Raw genomic sequence first — 21,781 nt, 5'->3', positions numbered from 1 at the left:
GTCCGAAAGTTTTGCTCTTGATTTAATGGTTGACTTCTTACTTACGGACTTTCTGACTTCAGACTTTCGGACTACGAACAAAGTTCGTATCTTTGCGCCGCTCATTTAACACTGTTTGCAGCAGTATCAATGATTTTATGAAAATGTATAATACCCTACTATACTATTGTTATTCGACAATAGCTAATGCGGAGCAATTTGCTGCCGATCATTTAAAATTTTGTAAAAGCTTAGGTTTAACCGGGCGCATTATTGTGGCCGATGAAGGGCTTAACGGTACTGTTTCGGGTACTGTTGAGGCATGTAAAACTTATATGGATACTGTACACGCCGACGAGCGTTTTGCCGGTATCGACTTTAAAATTGATGAAGTAGATACGCCTTCCTTTGTAAAAATGCATGTGCGTTATAAATCAGAGATTGTACATTCAGGTCTTCGTGATCCGAATCTGATCGACCCGAAACAAAAAACCGGTAAACACCTGGAGCCGAAAGAGTTTTTGGCGATGAAAGACAGGGAAGATGTGGTTGTTTTGGATGTACGTTCAAATTACGAACACTCTTTAGGCAAGTTCAAAAACGCGGTGACCCTTGATATTGATAACTTCCGTGATTTTCCGGCCATGATCAACGAGCTGGCCAAGTACAAGGATAAAAAGATCCTGACATACTGCACCGGTGGCATTAAATGCGAAAAAGCATCGGCGTTGTTGTTGCACGAAGGTTTCCCCGAAGTGTACCAGTTGCATGGCGGCATCATTAAATATGGTAAAGAAGCCGGCGGCGAGGATTTTGAGGGCAAATGCTATGTATTTGATAACCGCCTTTCGGTTGATGTAAACAGCGTGAACCCGGTTGTTATTTCAACCTGTTTAAATTGCGGCAAAACCACACCAAAAATGATCAATTGCGCCAACCCTGAGTGCAACGAACATTTTACCCAGTGCGATGAATGCGGAACCGCTATGGACGGCTGCTGCAGCGATGCTTGTAAAGAGCATCCGCGTAAACGGGTTTATGATGGTACCGGGTATTATGTAAAAGTACCTCAACCGGTAAATGTGAGTAAAAACAAACTGCAGCCAATAGCATAACAGCTGTGGCACAATTAATTATATAAGGCTTACCCTCAAGGGTAGGCTTTTTTATTTTGTCGGGTACAAACACTACTTTAGCAAATTGAGCCGCTACATCCCATGCGTAAAACCCTGTGTATTATTATCGTTCTTGTTTTTATATCAGTTTGGCCCGCGTGGTCGGTAGATATTAAAAGTGTAGGTGTTCCTTATATTCAAAACTATACCAAGGCAACTTACCAGTTTGGTAACCAAAACTGGTCGGTAACGCGCGATGAGCACGATATTATGTACTTTGGTAATGCCGAAGGCCTGCTCACCTTTGATGGTAAATACTGGCAGCAATACCACATGCCCAACGGCTTAATTGTACGCTCAGTTAGTGCTGATGGCAAGGGCAGGGTGTATGCCGGCGGATATGGTGAATTTGGCTACTGGCATAACGATGGTAAGGGCATTTTAAAATATACCTCACTCGTTAACCTGGTGCCGAAAAACTTTTTACCGGTAACCGAAGAGATCTGGAAAATATATTGCGATAACAACAGGGTGCTTTTCCAATCATTTGGTGCTATCTATATTTATTCGGCTGGTAAAATTGAGGTGGTAAAAACACATGAGCCGTATTTGTTCCTTTTTAAATGTGGTAGCCGCTTTTTTGTAGAGCAATTAACAAAAGGGCTTTTTGAGCTTAAAGGTTCAAAGACTGAATATATTGAAGGCAGCAGTATTTTAGGCGCAAGTGGTGTGTTATCTATTTTGCCATTTCAACAGCGTAAATATCTCATTGGTACGGCAAAAAATGGTTTATTTATCTACGATGGTAAAACAGTTAAGCCATGGGTGAGCCAGGCAAATGATTTTTTAAAAACCTACCAGCTGAATAATGGCGCGGCCATCGCCGATAAGTATTTCGCCTATGGTACCATTCTTAATGGTATTGTGATCGTTGATACTGCCGGTCGTGTAGTGCAGCATATCAATAAAGCCAGCGGTATGCAAAACAATACGGTGTTAAGCCTTTATACCGATGCCAGCCAAAACCTTTGGGCCGGACTGGATAATGGTATCGATAGAATTGAGGTTAACTCGCCTTTGTATTTTTATTTCGATAAAACCGGGAAATTCGGTACGGTTTATTCAAGTATCATTTTTGATAAAAAGATCTATCTCGGCACTAACCAGGGGCTGTTTTACAGCGATTGGCTGCCCGATAATCATAACAGCCCCTTTCAAACATTCGACTTTAAACTGATTCCCGGTTCGCAGGGGCAGGTGTGGGATTTGTCGTTACAGGATAACAGGTTGCTTTGCGGCCATAACGACGGAACCTACCAGGTAAATGGAGCTTCGTTAAAAAAGATCTCGGATGTAACAGGCGGTTGGACCATTAAGAAAATGGCCCCCGATATGCTCATGCAGGGCACTTATACCGGCCTGGTGATCTACCGGAAAGATGCCGCGGGCAATTGGCAATTCAGCCATAAATTAGCGGGTTTCAGTGAACCTTCACGCTATGTTGAACGTGATGCCAAAGGTCAAATTTGGGTAAGCCACGCTTATAAGGGTATTTATAAACTTACTTTAAGCGCCGATCAGCGCACTGTGGTATCACACGTTTATTACGACCAAAAACATGGTTTGCCGGGTAGTTACAACATTAATGTATTTGATCTCGATAGCCGCACGGTTTTCTCGTCAGATTTGGGTTTTTATATGTATGACGATATTACCGACAGGTTTTATAAATATCAGCAGCTTAACAGCAAACTGGGCACATTTGCCACCTCAAGTAAGATCATTAAGGCTATAGGTAAAAAATACTGGTTCATTAACCAGGGCAGGGTTGGTTTGGCCGATATGTCTGTTACCGGGAAGCTAACCATCGATACCAACAGGTTTTCTATCCTGAACGGACAGATGGTACAGCATTATGAAACCATTAACCGTATCAACAACTCAACCTATTTGATAAGTGTTGATGACGGGTTTGTGATATTAAACGATGCAGATGCCCAACTGCCCAATAGGATCAAAATACCTGATGTTTTGATCAGGAGGATAGAGAATGTTACCGATAAGGTATCGTTGATAACTGAAGCAGCAGAACAGAGTAACAATATTGAGGTTCCTTACGCCGAAAACAACATCCGCATAAGCTATTCTTTGCCTTACTATACGCAAGCCAAAATAAGGTTTCAGTATTATCTGGAAGGTTATTCGCATCAATGGAGCGAATGGACGCCGCAAAGCCAAAAAGAGTTTACCAACCTTAACCAGGGTACCTATAGTTTTAAGGTGAGGGCTAAGGTGAATGATCAGTACCAATCTGCTGTTTCAACAATAACTTTTACGGTATTGCCGCCATGGTATGCCGGCAAAATAGCGCTGGTGTTTTATGTATTGCTGGCTGTATTGCTATTTTATGTGATCAGGTATTACTACGGGCTTAAATTGAAAAAACATCAGCAGCAGATTCAACAAAAGCTGCAGAAAGAGAAGGAAGAATTTTTGAAGCAGGAGGCTATAGCCAATGAGCAGCATATCATCAACATAAAGAACGAGCAGTTGCAAGCCGACCTGGCCAGTAAAAGCCGTGAACTGGCAAATTCGGCTATGAACATAGTTTACAAAAATGAGCTGCTGCAAAAGATAAGCGACGAGCTAACTCACCTCAAAGGAGAAGATGGTAAAAAGCTGGCCGACGAACAATTGCGCCGCATCCAGAAAGTGATTGATGAAGGTATGAGCGATGAGCGTGACTGGAACATATTTGAAACCAGTTTTAATGAAGCGCACGAAAATTTCTTTAAAAAATTAAAAGCCGGTCATCCGGACCTTGTACCCAATGACCTTAAATTATGCGCTTACCTGCGCATGAATATGAGCAGTAAGGAGATGGCATCGCTGCTCAATATTTCATTGCGGGGTGTCGAAATTCGTCGTTACAGGCTGCGCAAAAAGCTCAATCTGGAGCATGATAAAAACCTCACCGAGTTTCTCATCGAGCTTTAACACTACATCATTACCTCTCATTGTGCTATTTAGTGGTATTGGGTACTAAGCGGGCTGTGTAGTAGTTGGTTTTATTTTAACTGTCTGTTAAATAGGTGTTTGTGTTTTATAAAAACATTTCGTGTGAAAGTATTCTTATGCTGATGTATTAATGTTGAGTTACATTATTTGCTAAAGGCTGATTATCTGTACAGCTTTGCAAATCAATAAACCAATTATTTTTCGATCCGTATTATTTATTAACCACTATGAAAAGAATATTTACTATTTCAGGGTTGATGTTGTTACTGTTGTTTTGCTATGACGCGGCGTTTGCACAAAACGTTACACTAAAAGGTAAAATAACTGACGGAAAAACAGGCGAGGCTTTAATAGGCGTGTCTGTTTCAGTTAAAGGAACAACTATAGGTACCCAAACAGACGTAAACGGAGCCTTTACCCTCCAGGCACCGGGTAATGCAACTTTATCAATTGCTTATATAGGTTATGCTACACAAGAGGTAGCAGTTAACGGGCAAACAACCATAAACGTAGCCCTGCAGCCAAAGACAAACGAATTGCAGCAGGTAGTTGTTATTGGTTATGGTACGCAGCGAAAGCTTGACGTAACCGGTTCGATAGCTACTGTTAAAGGCGCCGATGTTGCCAAACAAGCTTCACCTAACGCATTGAGCGGTTTACAGGGTAAAGTATCAGGTGTACAAATCACCAACAGCGGTACACCGGGTAAATCACCAGACATTACTATTCGTGGTTTAGGTACTATTTATGGTAATACCAAACCGCTGTTTGTTGTTGACGGTGTTTGGTATGATGATATCAGCTTCCTTAATCCGCAGGATATCGAAAGCTTCAGCATTTTGAAAGACGCGTCAAGTACAGCTATCTACGGTATCCGTGCAGCCAACGGTGTAGTTTTGATAGGTACTAAACGTGGTACAAAAGGTAAACCGGTTATTAATTATAATGGCTATGTAGGTTTGCAGGCTGTTACCAACCAGGTAAAAATGGCAAATGCCAATGAATATGCCACTGCGGTAAATGAGCTTTCGGCATTAAATGGTGGCGATCCGATATTCAGCAATCCTTCATCATACGGTAAAGGAACCGACTGGTATAAACAAATATTGCGCAAGGCATTTACTACAAACCATGAGGCTTCAATAAGCGGTGGTACCGATAAGTATACTTACAACTATTCGTTTGGTTACCTTAACCAGGATGGATTAGCCAAAACCAACAATTATCAGCGTTACACCGTTCACTTGTCAAATGATTTTAAGCCAACTAAAAACTTAAAATTCGGATATACCGCAAGTGGGTTGTCTGACGTATCGCGCGATGTGAATGGCGATATCTTTCACCAGTTATTTGGCGCGGCCCCTACACTACCCGTACGCAAAGCCGATGGCAGTTATGGCGATCCTAACGACTATGGAACCGGCGATGGTAATAACTATAACCCGCAGGCTACTATTGATTTTTTTAATCAGCGCACAAAAAACAAGCGTTTTACTTATAACGCTTATGGCGAAGTTACCTTCCTTAAAAACTTCAAATTTAAGTCGAGCTTTGGCGGCGATATCAGCCAGAATGAAGTACGGGGATATTCTCCTCAATACTTTGCTACCTTAAAACAACAGAGTAATAAAACCAATCTGGACATCAACCATACTGATGTACGTAACTGGATCTGGGAAAATACATTAACCTATGATGTTAAAATAAAGGATCATAAAATTACAGCCCTGGTGGGTTACAGTGCTCAAAATTACCGAACTAAACAAATAGATGGTAAGGCCGATAATGTTCCGTATGTAAAAAACGGCAGTATCAGGAGTTCATTTCCGGATACCGCCAATATAAATTTCTTTCCAACTCCCGGCAGTCAGGCTCACAACCGCGCATTATCACAATTTGCACGTGTCAATTACTCGTTTAAAGACAGGTATTTGTTGAACGCCTCCATTCGTCATGATGGTGCGTCGCAGTTTTATGGCCAGCATACTTATGGTAATTTCCCGTCAATTGGTGCCGGTTGGGTAATTACCAACGAGGATTTTATGAAAAATCAGAAGGTATTCAGTTCGTTAAAGGTTCGGGGAAGCTGGGGAAAGATAGGCAACTCTGGTGTGCCTATTAACCCGACAGTACAAGTTATTGCCACCGATCCTTACCTCACTGGCTTATTTGGTAACCCGCTTAAAACTTATCCGGGTGCAAGTATTAACTCCATAGTACCCCCATCTATCGTTTGGGAAAACACCGCGTCGTCAGACTTTGGTATCGAGGGCGGCTTGTTTGATGGCAAACTTACTTTCGAAGGTGATTATTACGATCGTAAAACTGAACATGCTATTTTCGCAATTCCAGTGGCTGGTTCATTAGGTACAAGTAACAGTTCATTGATAGGTAACCAGGCAACTATCCAGAATAAAGGTTGGGAGTTTTCATTAGGATGGAGAGATAATCCGTCAAAGGATTTCACTTATAGTATCAGCGGTAACCTCGGTATTAATACTAATAAGGTCCTTAATGTAATAACCGGCCAAAACCCAATTTATGATGGTGGCGAAGGTATTGCCAACGGCGCATTGGCTACCCGCACCGTGGTTGGCCAGCCGATAGGCCAGTTTTATGGCTACAAAGTAACAGGCATTTTCCAAACAGCAGCGCAGGTTGCAGCTTCAAAACAACCGGGCGCAGCCCCTGGCGATTTCATTTACCAGGATACCAATAACGATGGCATATTGGATAGCCGCGATCGCGTTGCACTGGGTAGCCCGCTGCCAAAATATAACTACGGTATAAACACATCATTCACCTACAAAAACTTCGACCTTGCGTTAGATTTTCAGGGCGTTGCCGGTGTAAGTGTTTATAACGCCAATATCGCTTACCGCTTCGGCAATGAAAACTTTACTCAGGATTTTTATGAACACCGCTGGCATGGAGCAGGTACTTCAAATACCTACCCTTCAGTAAACGTTGGTAAAAATAGTAATGCCGCCCCTAACTCTTTCTATGTTGAAAGCGGTGCATACTTCAGGATGAGGAACGCGCAGCTGGGCTATACCATTCCGGGCGAATTCCTGAAGAAACTGAATATTTCAAAAGTCAGGATCTATGCAAACGCGCAGAACGCCATCAACCTGTTTGGTTACAAAGGCTTCTCGCCGGAGATTGGTGGTGCTGTAGGCAGCCGTGGTATTGATGCAAGTGTGTATCCGTTATTTGCTACCTATAATTTTGGTGTTAACGTTACTTTTTAATCAATATAAAGATGAAAAATAGTACAAAATATTCGCGTAAGGTCGTTGCTTTAGGTCTTATCGCTTCAATTATATCGTTTCAAAGCTGTAAAAAAAGCTTCTTAAATGTTGATCCGGCTCAAAATACCGCGGCAACCCAATTTTTCAAAACCCAGGATGATGCTACTAAAGCGGTTAGCGCCATGTATGCTAACCTGCGCGAGTGGAACAATATCGCTTTTGCACCTATTGCTGTAGAGAGCATGGGTTCTGACGATGTAGAAAAAGGCAGTACCGCAAGTGATGCTACCTTCTTTAATGACTATCACAAATTTACCATTACTGCGGGGGATGCCCAATTGGGTGGTTTCTGGAAAGGTCAGTACCAAAACATCAATTTTGCTAACCAGATCTTGACCAACGTGCCAGGTATTACCATGGACGAAACTTTAAAGGCAAGGTATTTGGCCGAAGCTAAGTTTATCAGGGCTTATTCATATTTTAGGTTGGTTAGGGCTTTTGGCGATGTGCCATTGCGTTTAACCTTACCTAAAGATGCGTCAGAATATAACCTGCCGCGTACAGCAAAAGCACAGGTTTGGGCTGCCATTGAAACGGATTTGACTGATGCAGCCAATGTGTTGCCGCAAACCTACAGCTCGGCCGATATCGGTCATGCTACTAAAGGCGCCGCTATTGCATTGCATGCAAAAGTTGCCATGTACCTGAAAAAGTGGAGCGATGTATTGAATTATACCAACCAGGTAATGGGCATGGGCTATTCGTTGTTTCCTGATTACGAACAAATGTTCCGTACCAATCATAAAAACAATCAGGAATCGGTATTTGAAATCCAGTGCGCATTGATCCCTAACAATCCCGATGCTTCAAACTCACAGTACTCGCAGGTACAGGGTGTACGTGGTGTTACCGGAGGCGGCTGGGGCTTCAACGTGCCAAGTGCAGGTTTAGCTGCTGCTTACGAAACCGGCGACCCACGCCGTGATGCGACTATCATTTTCAGGGGCGAAACTACGCCGGAGGGTGATAAGATCCCGGCCAGCGGAGATAACCCGATGTATAACCAAAAATCATACGTTCCTTTTAGCCTGTATGTATCTGGCTTTAATGAAGGCTGCCAGCAAAACAAGATCGTTTTACGCTATGCTGATGTATTGCTGATGAACGCTGAAGCTAACAATGAGCTTGGTAATTCAGCAGCTGCCTTAATTCCGTTAGAGCAGGTTCGTGCCCGTGCCCGTGCCGGTAACGCCGCTATCTTACCAAAGATAACCACAACTGATCAGGCAACCCTTCGTAAAGCTATATACCAGGAAAGAAGGGTTGAACTGGCTATGGAATTTGAACGTTATTTCGACGTGATCCGTCAGGGTAGGGGTACCGAAGTTTTTGGCTCACGCGGTTGGAAAGCCGGCAAAAACGAAGTTTGGCCGGTGCCACAAAATGAAATTGACCTGAGCGGTGGCGCATTAACACAAAACCCTGGTTATTAATTAGCCAATAAAATACACACAGTTGATTGATGATGAGGTTGCCTTGTTGGGTTTAACGGGCAACCTCTCTTTTTTTAATGAAAACCCTGTTTTTCATATCCAAATGCAAATAGCTTTATGAAAAAACTATTTATTACTCCGGTATTTATATTGGCTGCCATTTGCGCCTTTGCCCAAAAGCAAACAAAAAAATCAGAAGACGGCATTAAGCCCGTTGGTATTATAAAAAACCTTACCGATAGCGCTTTGCTGGATGTGGTGCAGCGCCAAACGTTTCGTTATTTCTGGGACTTTGGTCACCCGGTGAGCGGTCTGGCCCGTGAGCGCAGCAACACTTCTTTTGATTACGGTAACGAGGTGGTGACTACCGGCGGTTCGGGATTTGGCATCATGTCGCTCATTGTGGCCGATAGCCGCAAATGGATCACCCATGAGCAGGCGGTTGACCGTATGGTTAAGATCGTTAACTTTTTATACAAGGCCGATGCTTTTCACGGCGCTTTCCCGCACTGGTTAAACGGCGAAACCGGTAAAGTGATCCGTTTTGGCCGTAAGGATGATGGTGGTGATATTGTTGAATCAGCTTATCTTTTCCAGGGTTTATTGTGTGCGAGGCAATATTTCAACGGCGATGCGCCCAAAGAACGTCGCATCCGTGATGTGATTAGCTGGATGTGGGGTGAAATGGAATGGAACTGGTACACCCGCGATGGCCGCGACTACCTTTACTGGCACTGGAGCCCCAACAATGGCTGGGCCATGAATTTCCCGATCCACGGTTTTAACGAATGTTTGATCACTTACGTGCTTGCCGCATCTGCCGAACGTTACCCCGTTAGTGCCAATGTTTACCATAATGGTTGGGCGCAAAGCGATTTCTTTAAAAATGGAAAAACTTTTTACGGTTTTAAATTGCCGCTTGGTTTTGATTACGGCGGTCCGCTATTCTTCTCGCAATATTCTTTCCTCGGCCTTAATCCTAAGGGATTAAAGGACGAGTATGCCGACTACTGGGAACAAAATAAAAATCATACTTTGATCAATCATGCTTACTGCGTTGATAATCCTAAAAAATTTAAAGGCTATGGTGAAAATTGCTGGGGCTTAACTGCCAGTGATAACTTTGAGGGGTACAATGCACATTCGCCAACTAACGACCTCGGCGTAATTACGCCTACGGCCGCGTTATCCGCATTCCCATATACCCCGGAATATTCGATGAAAGCGTTGCGTCATTTTTATTATGACCTGGGCGATAAGATCTGGGGCGAGTATGGCTTTACCGATGCCTTCAGCGAGTCGCATAACTGGTACGCCAACTCCTATTTAGCCATCGATCAGGGCCCGATCATTGTGATGATTGAAAACTACCGGACCGGTTTGCTCTGGAAACTTTTCATGAGCTGCCCCGAGGTTCAGGGTGGTTTGAAAAAACTGGGTTTTGAAAGCCCTGCTATCGTGAAAAATTAATTCGGCATAAAAAATAAACAAAAGGCCGTTAAAGAGGTTAAATTTGTTTTAAAGCAACGGCGGTAATTACGTCGGTTGCAAAACAAAGAAGCATTTTAACCCATGATCAAAACAATACGAATTACAGGAATGCTAAGCTTACTCTTAGCATTCTCTTTTTTAGCCAAGTCCCAAAATTTGACCTCGTTTGACAGGGGCAGCTTTATTTTTAAAGTAGACACACTACCATACCGAATTTTATTTCCAAAGCATTTTAATCCGGGTCAAAAGTACCCTTTATTGTTTGTATTACACGGTTCGGGCGAACGGGGAAACAATAATGAGTCGCAACTGGCTTATGGGGCACAACGGTTCTTACAGGACAGCTGCAGGGAGTTATACGAGTCTATCGTTGTTTTTCCGCAATGCCCGGCAAAAAGTTACTGGAGCAATGTAAAGCAGGTTACGGATTCGGCAACCAATAAGCGCAAATTTATTTTCCAGGAAAATGCGCCGCCAACAATGGCGATGATCATGCTGATGGGACTGGTTGACCAGTTTTTAGATAAGCCATTTGTTGATAAGCACAAAGTTTATGTGGGAGGCCTTAGCATGGGTGGTATGGGGACATTTGAAATCATTGGCCGCGAACCTAATGTATTTGCAGCAGCCTTTGCCATTTGCGGCGGCGATAATACGCTGAACGCGAAGAAATACGCTAAAAAAGTTCCGCTCTGGATCTTTCACGGTAATAATGACCCGGTAGTACCTGCCGATCACTCGCAGGTAATGGTTGATGCTATTAAAGAGGCGGGAGGCAAGCCGCGATTTACGCTATATCCAGGTGTAGGGCACAACAGTTGGGACAACGCGTTCAACGAGCCTGATCTGTTGCATTGGTTGTTTTCGCATAGTAAGTAGGAGACGGGTAATACAAAAAACATGTCATTGCGAGGAGGAACGACGAAGCAATCGCATGCTATACAGGGCGGTCACGCTTCCGTGCGGTTGCCACGCTACGCTCTCAATGACATGAATTTTTAGCTTGATTGGAAAAGCTATTAACCTATTCTTCTCCCTCTGATTTTTTAGGAAGATTTTTGGCGTTAAAACGTGGCTTGAATCCCAATTTGGGTGCGGGAGTTTCGGCGGATGGTGTCTGAGGCTCTTCCGATGGAGTTTCTTCTTTTTTTTCTTCTACAGGTGTTTCTTCAACTTCAGTAGCTTTAGGCTTTATCATTGCCGCGTTAAACCGTGGTTTAAAGCTAAGTTTTGGCGCAGATACCTCAGCAGTCGGTTTTTCTTCTTCAACTGATGGTTGCTGAGTTTCGGCTAATGGTTCTACCTTGCTATTTTCAACAGGTTCCTGCTCTGATTCAGCTGACTTCGGCTTCCTCATAGCGGCATTAAACCGTGGTTTAAAGCCCATTTTGGATGCAGGTGATTCAGGCTCCTGTATTTTAGGCTCTTCAACTACCGGTGCTTCTTCTTTTTGCTCTTCAGCAGTTACATCGTTTTCAATCGGCTTAGGTTTTACCATGCCGGCATTGAAGCGTGGTTTAAAGCCCATTTTAGGCGCTGGAGTCTCTGCAGGTGGCGTCTGTGGTTCAGCCACCGGGTTTTCCTCTTTTTTATCCTCTGCCGGTGCTTCAGTTTCGGCTGGCTTCGGTTTTACCATTGCAGCGTTGAAACGTGGTTTGAAACCGGGTTTGGCTGGTGTTGCCGGTATTTCAACAGTGGGAGCAGGAGTTTCGGTCTGTGGCTCTTTATCTGTTTCGGGTGATGTTTCGCTTTCCGCCGGTTGAGCCTTCGCCATGGCAGGGTTAAAACGCGGCTTGAATGCTGGTTTTGGTGCAGTTTCAGGCGATGAAGCTTCTGATGCAGTAGGCTCCGTTGCTTGTTCCTTAGGCTCCTCAGCAGAAGGAGCAGGCTTAGGTGTCGTTGCCGGACGGAACTTCGGCGTAAAGCCAACTTTGGCCGGCGTAGCGGGTTCTGTTAAACTTTCGGTTATGGTTTGTTCGGCCAGCGGGTTTTTGATATGTGCTTTTTCGGTTTTAACTTCAAGCGGAACCGGGAACCGCCGCCTTAGTTTATTAAACCAGTATTTTTTGGTATGGTCGAAGCTTTTTTCGCCCATCTGTTCAAAGTGATCTTTAAATTCAGAAAACAAAGCAGGTTCGCCCTGTTGCAGGGCGGCAAGATCAATTCTTTTCTTCTTTAAAAATTCTTCAAAAACCATTTTGTTTAGATATGAGATGTTAGATAGGAGATTTGAGATAGGAGATTTGAGATAATTGAAGGTTTAGAGCCTTGTCTCATATCTCACGTCTCATATCTCAAATCTTATAATGTTACATCTACACCCAGCTTGTTAAAACGGATGCCTTTTTCGGTTTGGCCCCAGTCTTCACGTTCCTCATCGGTAGCGTTTAATAACTGTGGAAACCATTCCAATGGGAAAGCCTGCGGCTTGCCACCATCAGTTTCCACAAAAAGAAGGCCGTTAGCAAAGGTAACCTTTACTTTTTTTTCTCCTTTACGTGTGTTGAATAGTGGCATGATGTTTCTTCTTTATGTCATTGCGAGGAGGAACGACGAAGCAATCGCATGCTGTACAGAGCGATGATGCTTCTGTGCGATTGCCACGCCATCGCTCGCAATGACATGGTGTTTATTGTTTGAGTGGAACTAAATCCGAAATCGAAATTCCGGAATCCGATACCAGGATTACTCCGCCATGTTATGGTAAACAGCCTGCACGTCGTCGTCTTCTTCCAAACGGTCAATCAGTTTCATAATTTCAGGAACCTGATCTTCGCTAACAGCGTGGAATGATTGCGGGATACGCTCCAGCTTGGCCGATTTTACTTCGATACCCATCTCTTCTAACGCTTTTTGCATTTTACCAAAATCTTCAAAAGCTGTATGGATTACCGCAATATCGTTGCCATTTTCATCGGCTTCAACAAATATTTCTTCCAAACCTGCGTCTATCAATTCAAGTTCAAGCTCCTCCAGGTCGCGGTCGCCTGGCTCAAAAGTGAAAACTGATTTACGGGTAAAGATAAAATCAAGAGAGCCGGTTTTGCCTAATGAGCCACCGTATTTGGTAAAATAGCTGCGTACGTTGGCAACGGTACGGTTAGTGTTATCGGTAGCGGTTTCAACCAACACTGCAACACCGTAAGGTGCGTAACCTTCGTAAACAAGCTCTTCATAATCTTTTTCGTCGCGGCTGCTGGCGCGTTTAATGGCGGCTTCAACACGGTCTTTAGGCATGTTTACAGCCTTGGCGTTTTGTACCGCGGTACGTAAGCGTGAGTTGGTGTTAACATCGCCGCCGCCGGCTTTTACAGCCATTACAATTTCCTTACCTAAACGGGTAAATTGCACTGCCATTTTGGCCCAGCGCTTAAACTTTCTTTCTTTGCGGAATTCAAATGCTCTTCCCATGTTTTTTTAGTTCATTGTTCATGGTTGATAGTGATAGATCAACCTTGTTGTATTACAAAGCTTTGCCTTATAAAGACAAGGCGGTAAATATAATATTTGTTTATATAACGACGGATAAAAACCTTTATCCTTTATCCTTTCGCCTTTAACCTTAAATTATCGTTTTCAAATTGGTCAACATGTCGGCCACCATTTTTGGTAAGTCATATTCCAGTTTCCAGCCCCAGTCGTTTTGCGCGTAGCTGTCGTCTATTGACTTTGGCCAGCTATCGGCGATGGCTTGTCGCGGGTCGTTATTACTGTAACTGATCTCAAATTTAGGGATCAGTTTTTTGATCTCTGCTGCCAGTTGTTCGGGCGTGAAGCTAATGCCAGCCAGGTTATATGATGAGCGGATGCTGATCTGTTCGGCAGGTGCATCCATCAAACTGATGGTAGCTCTGATGGCATCATCCATATACATCATGGGCAGGGCGGTACCTTCAGCCAGAAAGCTTTCATAGCTGCCGGTTTTTAATGCCTGGTGAAATATATGTACGGCATAATCGGTAGTGCCGCCGCCTGGGTTTGCTTTCCAGCCTATCAGGCCCGGGTAACGGATACTGCGTACATCAAGGCCGTATTTATTAAAATAATATTCGCACCAGCGCTCGCCGGCCAATTTACTAAAACCATAAACCGTGTTAGGATCCATTACACAATACTGCGGCGTATTATGCTGCGGCGAATGCGGACCGAAAACCGCTATTGAGCTTGGCCAAAAAACTTTACTTACCTTAAACTCAACTGCAAAATCAAGCACATGCAGCAAACCGGTCATATTCAGGTCCCAGGCCATTTTGGGTTTTTGCTCGCCTACTGCCGAAAGAATGGCAGCTAACAGGTAAACTTGTGTGGGGCGGTGCTTACCAAATATATGGTGCAGGTTGTCTTTATCAAGTACATTGATCAATTCAAATGGTCCGCTGCTTCCGCGCATGGCATAGGTAGGGCTGTTAATATCCGAAGCTATAACCGTTTCGGCCCCATGTATATTTCTCAAAGCCATTACCAGTTCGGTACCGATCTGGCCGTTGGCGCCTATCACTAAGATCTTTTCGCTCATGCAATATTGAGTTTACCGCGCAAAGGTAGGAAATTGGTTTATTAAGTGAGTGGAAGTGAGTCCGAAAGTCAGATGTCCGTAAGTCTGGAAGTCCAAGCCAATTTTAATCTTTCGGACTTACGGACAATTGGAGAAGTTACAAGTCAGCCATAGCGCTACCCTACACTCAAGACTTGCGCCAGTGAGGGCAGAAAATGCTATACACATTCCATAAATTCTTCAAATTCGTTTAATTCGAGTTCAGACAGCTTCAGCCCTTCACATACCCTGGCAACTCTTCAATAAACTGGTAAGTACATTTTTCGTGGTCGATAGTACAATAATAATGCTGCAAACCGTTGCTAACCGCCAGCAAGGATACTTTATGAACCATATTATACCGGGCAATCTGATCGAAGGTTTTTTGATCGATAGTTACAGATGGGGCTTTACATTCAACCATTAAAATGCGTTGCCCGTCGGGGTTAAATACCACAATGTCGGTACGTTTTTGCAGGGTGTTGAGCTTGAGGCCGCCTTCCAGCTTAATTAATGAGCGGGGATAGTTTTTTTGTTTGATAAGGTATTGTACAAAATGCTGGCGTACCCACTCTTCGGGTGTAACGATGATGGTTTTCTTACGGATCTCGTCAAAAAGCGTTAATGTTCCGTTATCGTCGCTTATTTTAAAAGGATAGGGTGGCAGATTAAGCGGTTGGAGCATTTTTTATTTAGTAGTAAATAATAAGCTGATGTTGTAAACAAAGAACATTGGCCCGCTCAATTGCCGCGGGAGGGCTGTTACTTTTGTCTTGATACAAAAGTAACCAAAAAATCAAGTCAGCAGATAGGTTTCTTTGCCGCACAATGCCCGTGCTGCAAAACATGCAGAACCACGGCTGCTGAATTTTGCCCACCCACACAATCCTTTGTAGCAAAATTCGCTAATGCCCTTGCCATCACACATGGCCATCATTGTTCTGCAAGTTTTCGCCCGAAACTTTTCTGCTGACGGAAATTTAAGATGTATCGATATCTTATCGCCCTAAATTAAAATACATTCCACTTTTGACTTTTGACTTAGTACTTTTGACTGCGAAATATGACTGCTGCCGAGATATTAAAGGACCTTAAGAACCGTAAGTTTAAACCGCTGTACCTGCTGCATGGTGAGGAACCTTATTTTATCGACTTGGTAAGCAATTACATTGAGCATCACTTGTTGCCCGAGCATGAGCGCGGCTTCAATCAAACCGTGGTTTACGGCAAGGATACCGACATCATGACCGTGCTCAATGCCGCCAAGCGTTACCCCATGATGGCCGATTACCAGGTGGTACTGGTAAAAGAGGCGCAGGACATGAAATGGGGTAAGGACGATGATAACAAAAAAAGCATCGACCCTGTATTGAGCTATCTCGAAAATCCGCTGCCAAGTACTATTCTTGTTTTTTGCTATAAATACGGCAAGTTTGATAAGCGCAAGAAAACATACAAAGCCATTGAAAAGAACGGGCTTATTTTTGAGTCGGCCACTTTATATGATAATAAAGTGCCGGCCTGGGTTGAAGGTTATGTAAGCGAGAAGGGTTACAAAATGAACCAGCAGGGATCGGCCATGATTGCCGAGTACCTGGGCAACGATCTGGCTAAAATTGCCAACGAGCTCGAAAAACTGATGCTGAATGTTAGCGCCGGGCAGGAGATTACCCTGAAGCATATCCAGGATAATATTGGTATCAGTAAGGAGTACAATGTATTTGAGCTGCAAACGGCCCTCACCAAAAAAGATGCTTACAAGGTAAACCAGATCATCAATTACTTTGAAGCCAATCCCAAATCAAATCCCATTGTTTTGGTGCTCGGCAACCTGAATAACTTTTTTAGCAAGGTGCTGGTGTACCATTACGTAAAAGACAAAACCCCGCAAAACCTAGCCCGCGAAATGGGCGTTAACCCATACTTTATTAAAGATTATGAGCAGGCCGCCCGTAACTACCCGCTTGGTAAAATTTTCCAGGTGATCAGCTATCTGCGCGAATATGATTTGAAAAGTAAAGGCGTTGAATCAAACGCGCCGCACGGTGAGTTGATGAAGGAGCTGATGTTTAAGATACTGCATTAGTTCACAACTAATTGTTGCTGAATAGTTTTGTGGATATGGAAGTGGTTTCCCCTTTATTTATCCGTATGTTTGGGATTGTTTTGCGTACGGATAACTGTAAGCCCGAATAACCCTCTATTTTTAGTGTGACAGGAGTTTGGGTGTTTAGTACTTTACATGAAAGACTGTAGTTTGATTCACCCGAGTAGTTTTTCGTAACGTATGAGGTCAAATTATTTCTTGTTCCTTCGGCATGGGCTTTATCCATACTAAAGTCGTACAGTTCATTATCGATATAGATTCGGTAGTAGCTTGCCTTTTGTGGGGTATGGTCTTCAATGTTTATTGACAATTGTCCAATTATGCGTTCAGGAACTATAGTTTGTTCTATATTGTTTTTTGATACTTTTAATACAGATTTATAAAAGAAAGCATCTTCCATAAGGTTGTAATTAACGTTATGATCATCGGAGGGAAAAAATTTCGCATCGGAAAGTGGAGTTTCGGGAAATAAACCGTTGGGCGAAGGTATTTGCCAAAATTCTCCCAGCTTATTTAAGCTACCTTTTTGGGTGCCGGCGGTGATAATTAAAGTGTAATCGCCAGCTTTTAGAGAATCTTTTATGGTTCCGAAAGGTGTTGAGTTGTTTATTTCTCTTCTGAAGTTTTTATTAATCCTGAATAATTTACCATTATCTTCTGGCGATAAGTTTTCTTCCAGGCGGCTTACCTGCGTACCTGTGCTGTCATAAACAATATACATGATCTTAGCATAATATTTATCATCCGATGGTAAGACAACCACGTTTGGTATTATCGCATTGGTTTGTAAAGCTGATATGATAGGAGTTGCTTCTTTAGTAAAACCGGCCACCGTAAACAATACCTGATATTTTTTATTTACATCGGTCAGTGTACTACCACCGGGGGTGTTCCCATTATCTGGATGTTTACTTGTGTCGGTTGGTTTAATAGTATTCGGTAAGGCTTCTTGTTTTTTACAAGAACAAATGAATGCTAATAAAGACAAAAACAGCAGGATACGTTGCATGACAGATTTAAGTTATCTATCAAAAATACAAAATAATTATATACTGTATCGGCAGTTAATGATGATCTTTGGCAAGATTTATTCTGATTAAAATGACCCTATCCTCGCAATCAAAAGTTAATATAGCATCCGGCATGATCCGCGTATCGGCGGTTTTGTACCTGGTTTATTATTATTTGAACGGCGGAAGGTCGGCTTCTTTTCCAATCGCTTTAGCAACGTGCATAGCGCTGGGCATTTTACTTTTACTGGCTTTATTTATCAGGCGGGGTTATAAATGGGCAAAATGGCTGCTATTAGGCTTATTAATCTTAACTATAACGCCTGACGCTATAAATCTGCCCGCAACTTTTAAGGCAAACTTTTATGCAGGCTGCATCGCTGTTATAATTGACCTGTTACAAATAGGGGCGCTTGTTTTACTTTTTATGCCGGATAAAGAAGAGCCGGTTGCCGAGGATGCTGAATAGTTTTTTAATGATTATTTGTTAAAAGGTACCCGGCTTATGATAGCATACATGAGGCCGCCAATTGTAACAATAAACCATAAGAAATATAAAGACTTTTTCAGGTCATTTATTTCTCTATCCTCTTTCAATACTAATGCCCTGAAAGCCGGTGAAAAAAGTGTCAGTGCGATCATAAAAAAAACGAACAGGAGTGAAACGAGCGAATAATTTGCAGCACGGCCAACCCCTTCTTTTATAGAACCGGCAATAAGAGGGATATTCCAGCCCGCTAAAAACACAATTAATGCTGCAGTTTTAAATGGTATTCTGCCCTGCCCCTGCATTTTCTTAACCTGGTAATATTGTACCTGGTTATTGACGGTTTTATTAAAGAATCCTGTTGCTTTTATGTTTTCAATTATGTCATTGTAAGGCATGTTTGCTGTAAACATAACTTTTTTAGGGTATGACGATACGTTGTGTATTATCTTGATGCCGCTGCCGGCAATTGAGGATGCATATTCGATTTGAACAATATCATCAGCGTTGAAAAATAACTGACCTAACAAACCAAGGTTAATCTTGAGTACAGAAGTATCAGCTTTCAAAGCTGCAAAAGGTTTGGAGACTTTGGTATTGCCAACATAGGCACCCCCGTTAAGTAAAAATTCGTTCATGTTTATTGTGATAGGTTCTTTAGCCCACAGTAAATATTTCATAAAAACGGGTCCTCAAATAATCTCCAAAATCATTTCTGATAAATTAAATAACGTAACATTTTTGTTAAGTGTAGCGTTGGTTAGTGTTTGACCGTATACATCCATTTATTCATTAAATCTTCATTTTTAGCCGGTATTGGTTACTTTTTTCTCCTGACTTTCCGTTGTTCAGTGTTGCATGTAATTGATTATTTACAATGTAACAAAATTCATCAGCCAATTAATTTCCTAAGTTCACTTATCCTAAGCAATATGTTAAGCTGATCACTAAGGCATATTAAATAAAAAAATTAAGGCATGATACTTTTATTTTGCGGATTATCAGGTACGGGAAAAACTACTTTGGCAAAAAGTGTGGCCGCCGAATTAACAAGCCTGGGTATTAAAATTGAAATTATTGATGGTGATGAATACCGCGCGGCACTGTGCCGTGATCTCGGCTTTAGTAAGGAAGACCGGAACGAGAACATCCGCCGCCTGGGCTTTGTAGCCAGTCGTTTCAGCGCTCAGGGTATTGTTACCATAGTGAGTGCTATAAATCCATATGACGATGTCAGGCAGGAGCTTGCCGAAAAATATGATCATGTAAGCATTATCCACGTGGATTGCCCGGTGAACAAGCTGATAAGCCGCGATACCAAAGGCCTGTATAAAAGGGCGTTGCTGCCCGATGGGCATCCTGATAAACTACCCAACCTGACAGGTATTAACGATAGGTTTGATGTACCTGTTAAGCCCGACCTATACATTGATACCTGCAATTATACCATACAACAAAGTACCTCATCACTGCTCTATTATATTATAAATAACCTGCATCCTGTTAAGCAGACCAATAAGATACCAAGCTACTCCTGATAAAAGGACGCTAATAACAGATTTATGCAAAAAAGAGTACTGATCATTACCGGGATGCACCGTTCCGGAACCTCGCTTATTACCCAGTGGTTGAGCAAATGCGGCCTGCAAACAGGCGAAAAACTGGTACCCGGTGGCCATGGCAATGTGGAAGGGCATTTTGAAGATATTGAATTTTTAAAAATGCACGAAGAGATCCTGGCCGGCCATAACCTGCCCAAAACCGGGCTTACGGTTGAGCATGTGGCCCAGTTTACCTTGTACGAAAGGGAAAAGCTTAAAAGCATTATTAAAGTTAAACAACAGTTATACGACCAATGGGGCTGGAAAGACCCGCGGACCTGCCTGTTTCTGGATGTATATAAAGAACTGCTGCCCGATGCCTGTTACCTGGTTATCCTGCGTGATTATCAGTCGGTAGTTAGTTCACTTTTGCGGCGTGAATTTAAGTGGATGGAAAACAGGTACATGGCGCGTAAATATTTTTCAAGGCTGGTATGGACAAAATTTCGCCGCGGCCGCCGCATGGTGCAGTTTTATAATGATCATGCCACCGAATACCTGAAAGTTTGGATAGCCTATAACCAGGATATTTTAAAATGTATTGAAACACTGCCCCGGGATGCATTTGTAGTTGTTAATTATTCGATGCTGAAAGACGCGGATGAACAGGTTTTTGAGTATCTGAAAGACAAGTGGAACCTGGTATTAAAATACTCCAGATTTAAGGACATTTTTAAGGAAAACCTGATCGGCCCCGATGTCGCTTTTGAACAATATATCAACGATAAAACCCTCATTACGCAGGCCATAAAACTACAGGCCGGGCTTAAAGAATATATGCCGACTGATTAGTATCAAAAGTTTTTTGCGGTTTATTATACATTGTTGCGAAAGAAGTAAACAGGTATCTGTGCAATAAAGTGTAAAGGTAGCTCAATTTGTGATACAATCGTTATTATGGTTTGATAATCAGTTAATTATTTCTCCAAATTCGTTTTACTCAATGGCTTAAGTACCCCTTGTTACGGTGCTGATTTAGCCGTTGTAAAACGAAGGAGGAGGATATGAAAGCTAAGTTTTTTTGCTACTTGCCCTACAGAGTAGTTACGGGGCTTTTGATCATCATGTGTTTACATTCGCGGGGTTTTTCGCAGGCGGCGAAAATCGGGTCGCTGGCATATTTAAGGGCGCGCAACGGAATTGGCGGGTTTAACCTGGGCGGCTTGTTAACCGGCGAGCAGGAACAGGCTTTAACTTACATTGATGGAGAAGGCAGCAAGCCCGATGCGGATAGCTGTGTTACCTATGAATATCATCCGGATAAGCAGCTGGAACTGGAAGACGGGCTAACCGCAACTCATATTTGTGTACGTACATGGCAAAATAAAATAGTAAATATTTATGTTTTCTTTAACCGTAACCAGGGCTATAAAATGCTCAGTAAATTTTTGCACTGGTACGGTACCTTCACTGCAAAGCCAAATGATTACCAGGACGTTTATCTGTGGGATTCGCGCACGGTAAAACTATTGTTGAGCTATCACCCCGATGATGACCAGGGAATTGCTGTTTACACTTCTGTTCCTTTAACAAACACTATCAACGCACAAAATGCTAAAAGGCTAACCCAGTTGTTAACCAGTAATGAATAAGTGAAGACTTTATTAACCCCTACTTCACCACTCCACCCCGTAATTTCATTGTAACAATACCCTGTATTGCCTGTAGCGCATTTTAGTTTACGCTCCCTTTTTT

18 protein-coding genes are annotated in these 21,781 nt (G+C 42.8%); 11 read left to right on the top strand and 7 right to left on the bottom strand.

Annotated features, from left to right (window positions below; genetic code table 11):
* Positions 1 to 137 precede the first annotated feature (137 nt).
* The 6 genes from ABID99_RS20855 to ABID99_RS20830 all read left to right on the top strand — a co-directional run bounded on the left by ABID99_RS20855 (position 138) and on the right by ABID99_RS20830 (position 11,226).
* Positions 138 to 1,094, top strand: a complete 957-nt coding sequence (locus ABID99_RS20855) for a rhodanese-related sulfurtransferase (protein WP_373614997.1) — start codon at positions 138 to 140, stop codon at positions 1,092 to 1,094.
* A gap of 102 nt (positions 1,095 to 1,196) precedes the next feature.
* Complete coding sequence (locus tag ABID99_RS20850; protein ID WP_373614996.1) at positions 1,197 to 4,091, top strand: triple tyrosine motif-containing protein; 2,895 nt, start codon at positions 1,197 to 1,199, stop codon at positions 4,089 to 4,091.
* A 248-nt stretch (positions 4,092 to 4,339) separates the two neighbouring features.
* Entirely contained in the window at positions 4,340 to 7,363 is a 3,024-nt protein-coding gene (locus ABID99_RS20845) for a TonB-dependent receptor (protein ID WP_090534144.1), read from the top strand.
* An 11-nt stretch (positions 7,364 to 7,374) separates the two neighbouring features.
* Positions 7,375 to 8,856, top strand: coding sequence for a RagB/SusD family nutrient uptake outer membrane protein (locus tag ABID99_RS20840; RefSeq protein WP_373614995.1), 1,482 nt, complete (start codon positions 7,375 to 7,377; stop codon positions 8,854 to 8,856).
* 117 nt (positions 8,857 to 8,973) lie between these two features.
* Positions 8,974 to 10,326, top strand: coding sequence for a glucoamylase family protein (locus tag ABID99_RS20835; protein ID WP_090534140.1), 1,353 nt, complete (start codon positions 8,974 to 8,976; stop codon positions 10,324 to 10,326).
* Positions 10,327 to 10,428: 102 nt separating this feature from the next.
* Positions 10,429 to 11,226 (top strand): dienelactone hydrolase family protein, encoded by a 798-nt coding sequence (locus ABID99_RS20830; protein ID WP_090534138.1) that lies wholly within the window; start codon positions 10,429 to 10,431, stop codon positions 11,224 to 11,226.
* 145 nt (positions 11,227 to 11,371) lie between these two features.
* On the opposite strand, the gene ABID99_RS20825 is transcribed toward ABID99_RS20830, so the two are convergent.
* From ABID99_RS20825 to ABID99_RS20805, 5 genes are all read right to left on the bottom strand, one after another.
* Positions 11,372 to 12,544, bottom strand: coding sequence for a hypothetical protein (locus ABID99_RS20825; protein ID WP_354486488.1), 1,173 nt, complete (start codon positions 12,542 to 12,544; stop codon positions 11,372 to 11,374).
* 104 nt (positions 12,545 to 12,648) lie between these two features.
* Complete coding sequence (locus ABID99_RS20820) at positions 12,649 to 12,864, bottom strand: DUF2442 domain-containing protein (RefSeq protein ID WP_090534135.1); 216 nt, start codon at positions 12,862 to 12,864, stop codon at positions 12,649 to 12,651.
* A gap of 168 nt (positions 12,865 to 13,032) precedes the next feature.
* Entirely contained in the window at positions 13,033 to 13,758 is a 726-nt protein-coding gene (locus ABID99_RS20815) for a YebC/PmpR family DNA-binding transcriptional regulator (protein ID WP_373614994.1), read from the bottom strand.
* 151 nt (positions 13,759 to 13,909) lie between these two features.
* On the bottom strand, positions 13,910 to 14,863 hold the full coding sequence (locus ABID99_RS20810; RefSeq protein ID WP_373614993.1) for an NAD-dependent epimerase/dehydratase family protein: 954 nt from the start codon (positions 14,861 to 14,863) through the stop codon (positions 13,910 to 13,912).
* Between the two features lie 250 nt (positions 14,864 to 15,113).
* Positions 15,114 to 15,566 (bottom strand): type I restriction enzyme HsdR N-terminal domain-containing protein, encoded by a 453-nt coding sequence (locus tag ABID99_RS20805; protein ID WP_373614992.1) that lies wholly within the window; start codon positions 15,564 to 15,566, stop codon positions 15,114 to 15,116.
* A 378-nt stretch (positions 15,567 to 15,944) separates the two neighbouring features.
* Between ABID99_RS20805 and holA the strand changes: the two genes are divergently transcribed.
* Entirely contained in the window at positions 15,945 to 16,967 is a 1,023-nt protein-coding gene (gene holA / locus ABID99_RS20800) for a DNA polymerase III subunit delta (protein WP_176629129.1), read from the top strand.
* Positions 16,968 to 16,974: 7 nt separating this feature from the next.
* Here the strand turns inward: holA and ABID99_RS20795 are convergent, their stop codons facing one another.
* Positions 16,975 to 17,997, bottom strand: coding sequence for a hypothetical protein (locus tag ABID99_RS20795; protein WP_176629128.1), 1,023 nt, complete (start codon positions 17,995 to 17,997; stop codon positions 16,975 to 16,977).
* Between the two features lie 92 nt (positions 17,998 to 18,089).
* Here ABID99_RS20795 and ABID99_RS20790 point away from each other — a divergent pair, with 92 nt between their 5' ends.
* Complete coding sequence (locus ABID99_RS20790) at positions 18,090 to 18,467, top strand: hypothetical protein (RefSeq protein ID WP_373614991.1); 378 nt, start codon at positions 18,090 to 18,092, stop codon at positions 18,465 to 18,467.
* Between the two features lie 11 nt (positions 18,468 to 18,478).
* Here ABID99_RS20790 and ABID99_RS20785 read toward each other — a convergent pair whose 3' ends face one another.
* A complete protein-coding gene (locus ABID99_RS20785) occupies positions 18,479 to 19,123 on the bottom strand; it encodes a hypothetical protein (RefSeq protein ID WP_373614990.1) in 645 nt (214 codons plus the stop codon).
* Positions 19,124 to 19,462: 339 nt separating this feature from the next.
* Between ABID99_RS20785 and cysC the strand changes: the two genes are divergently transcribed.
* The 3 genes from cysC to ABID99_RS20770 all read left to right on the top strand — a co-directional run bounded on the left by cysC (position 19,463) and on the right by ABID99_RS20770 (position 21,678).
* The gene (cysC, locus tag ABID99_RS20780) at positions 19,463 to 20,023 is read left to right on the top strand and encodes an adenylyl-sulfate kinase (RefSeq protein WP_373614989.1); all 561 of its coding nucleotides are present in this window, start codon (positions 19,463 to 19,465) and stop codon (positions 20,021 to 20,023) included.
* 24 nt (positions 20,024 to 20,047) lie between these two features.
* Complete coding sequence (locus ABID99_RS20775) at positions 20,048 to 20,878, top strand: sulfotransferase (protein WP_373614988.1); 831 nt, start codon at positions 20,048 to 20,050, stop codon at positions 20,876 to 20,878.
* 212 nt (positions 20,879 to 21,090) lie between these two features.
* Positions 21,091 to 21,678: a hypothetical protein gene (locus ABID99_RS20770; RefSeq protein WP_373614987.1), complete on the top strand. Its 588-nt coding sequence runs from the start codon at positions 21,091 to 21,093 to the stop codon at positions 21,676 to 21,678.
* Positions 21,679 to 21,781 lie beyond the last annotated feature (103 nt).

The sequence above is a fragment of the Mucilaginibacter sp. OAE612 genome (genome assembly GCF_041806395.1).
GTDB lineage: Bacteria > Bacteroidota > Bacteroidia > Sphingobacteriales > Sphingobacteriaceae > Mucilaginibacter > Mucilaginibacter rubeus.
The sequence above is the reverse complement of the archived record's forward strand: the minus strand, read 5'-3'. Positions and strand labels throughout refer to the sequence as shown.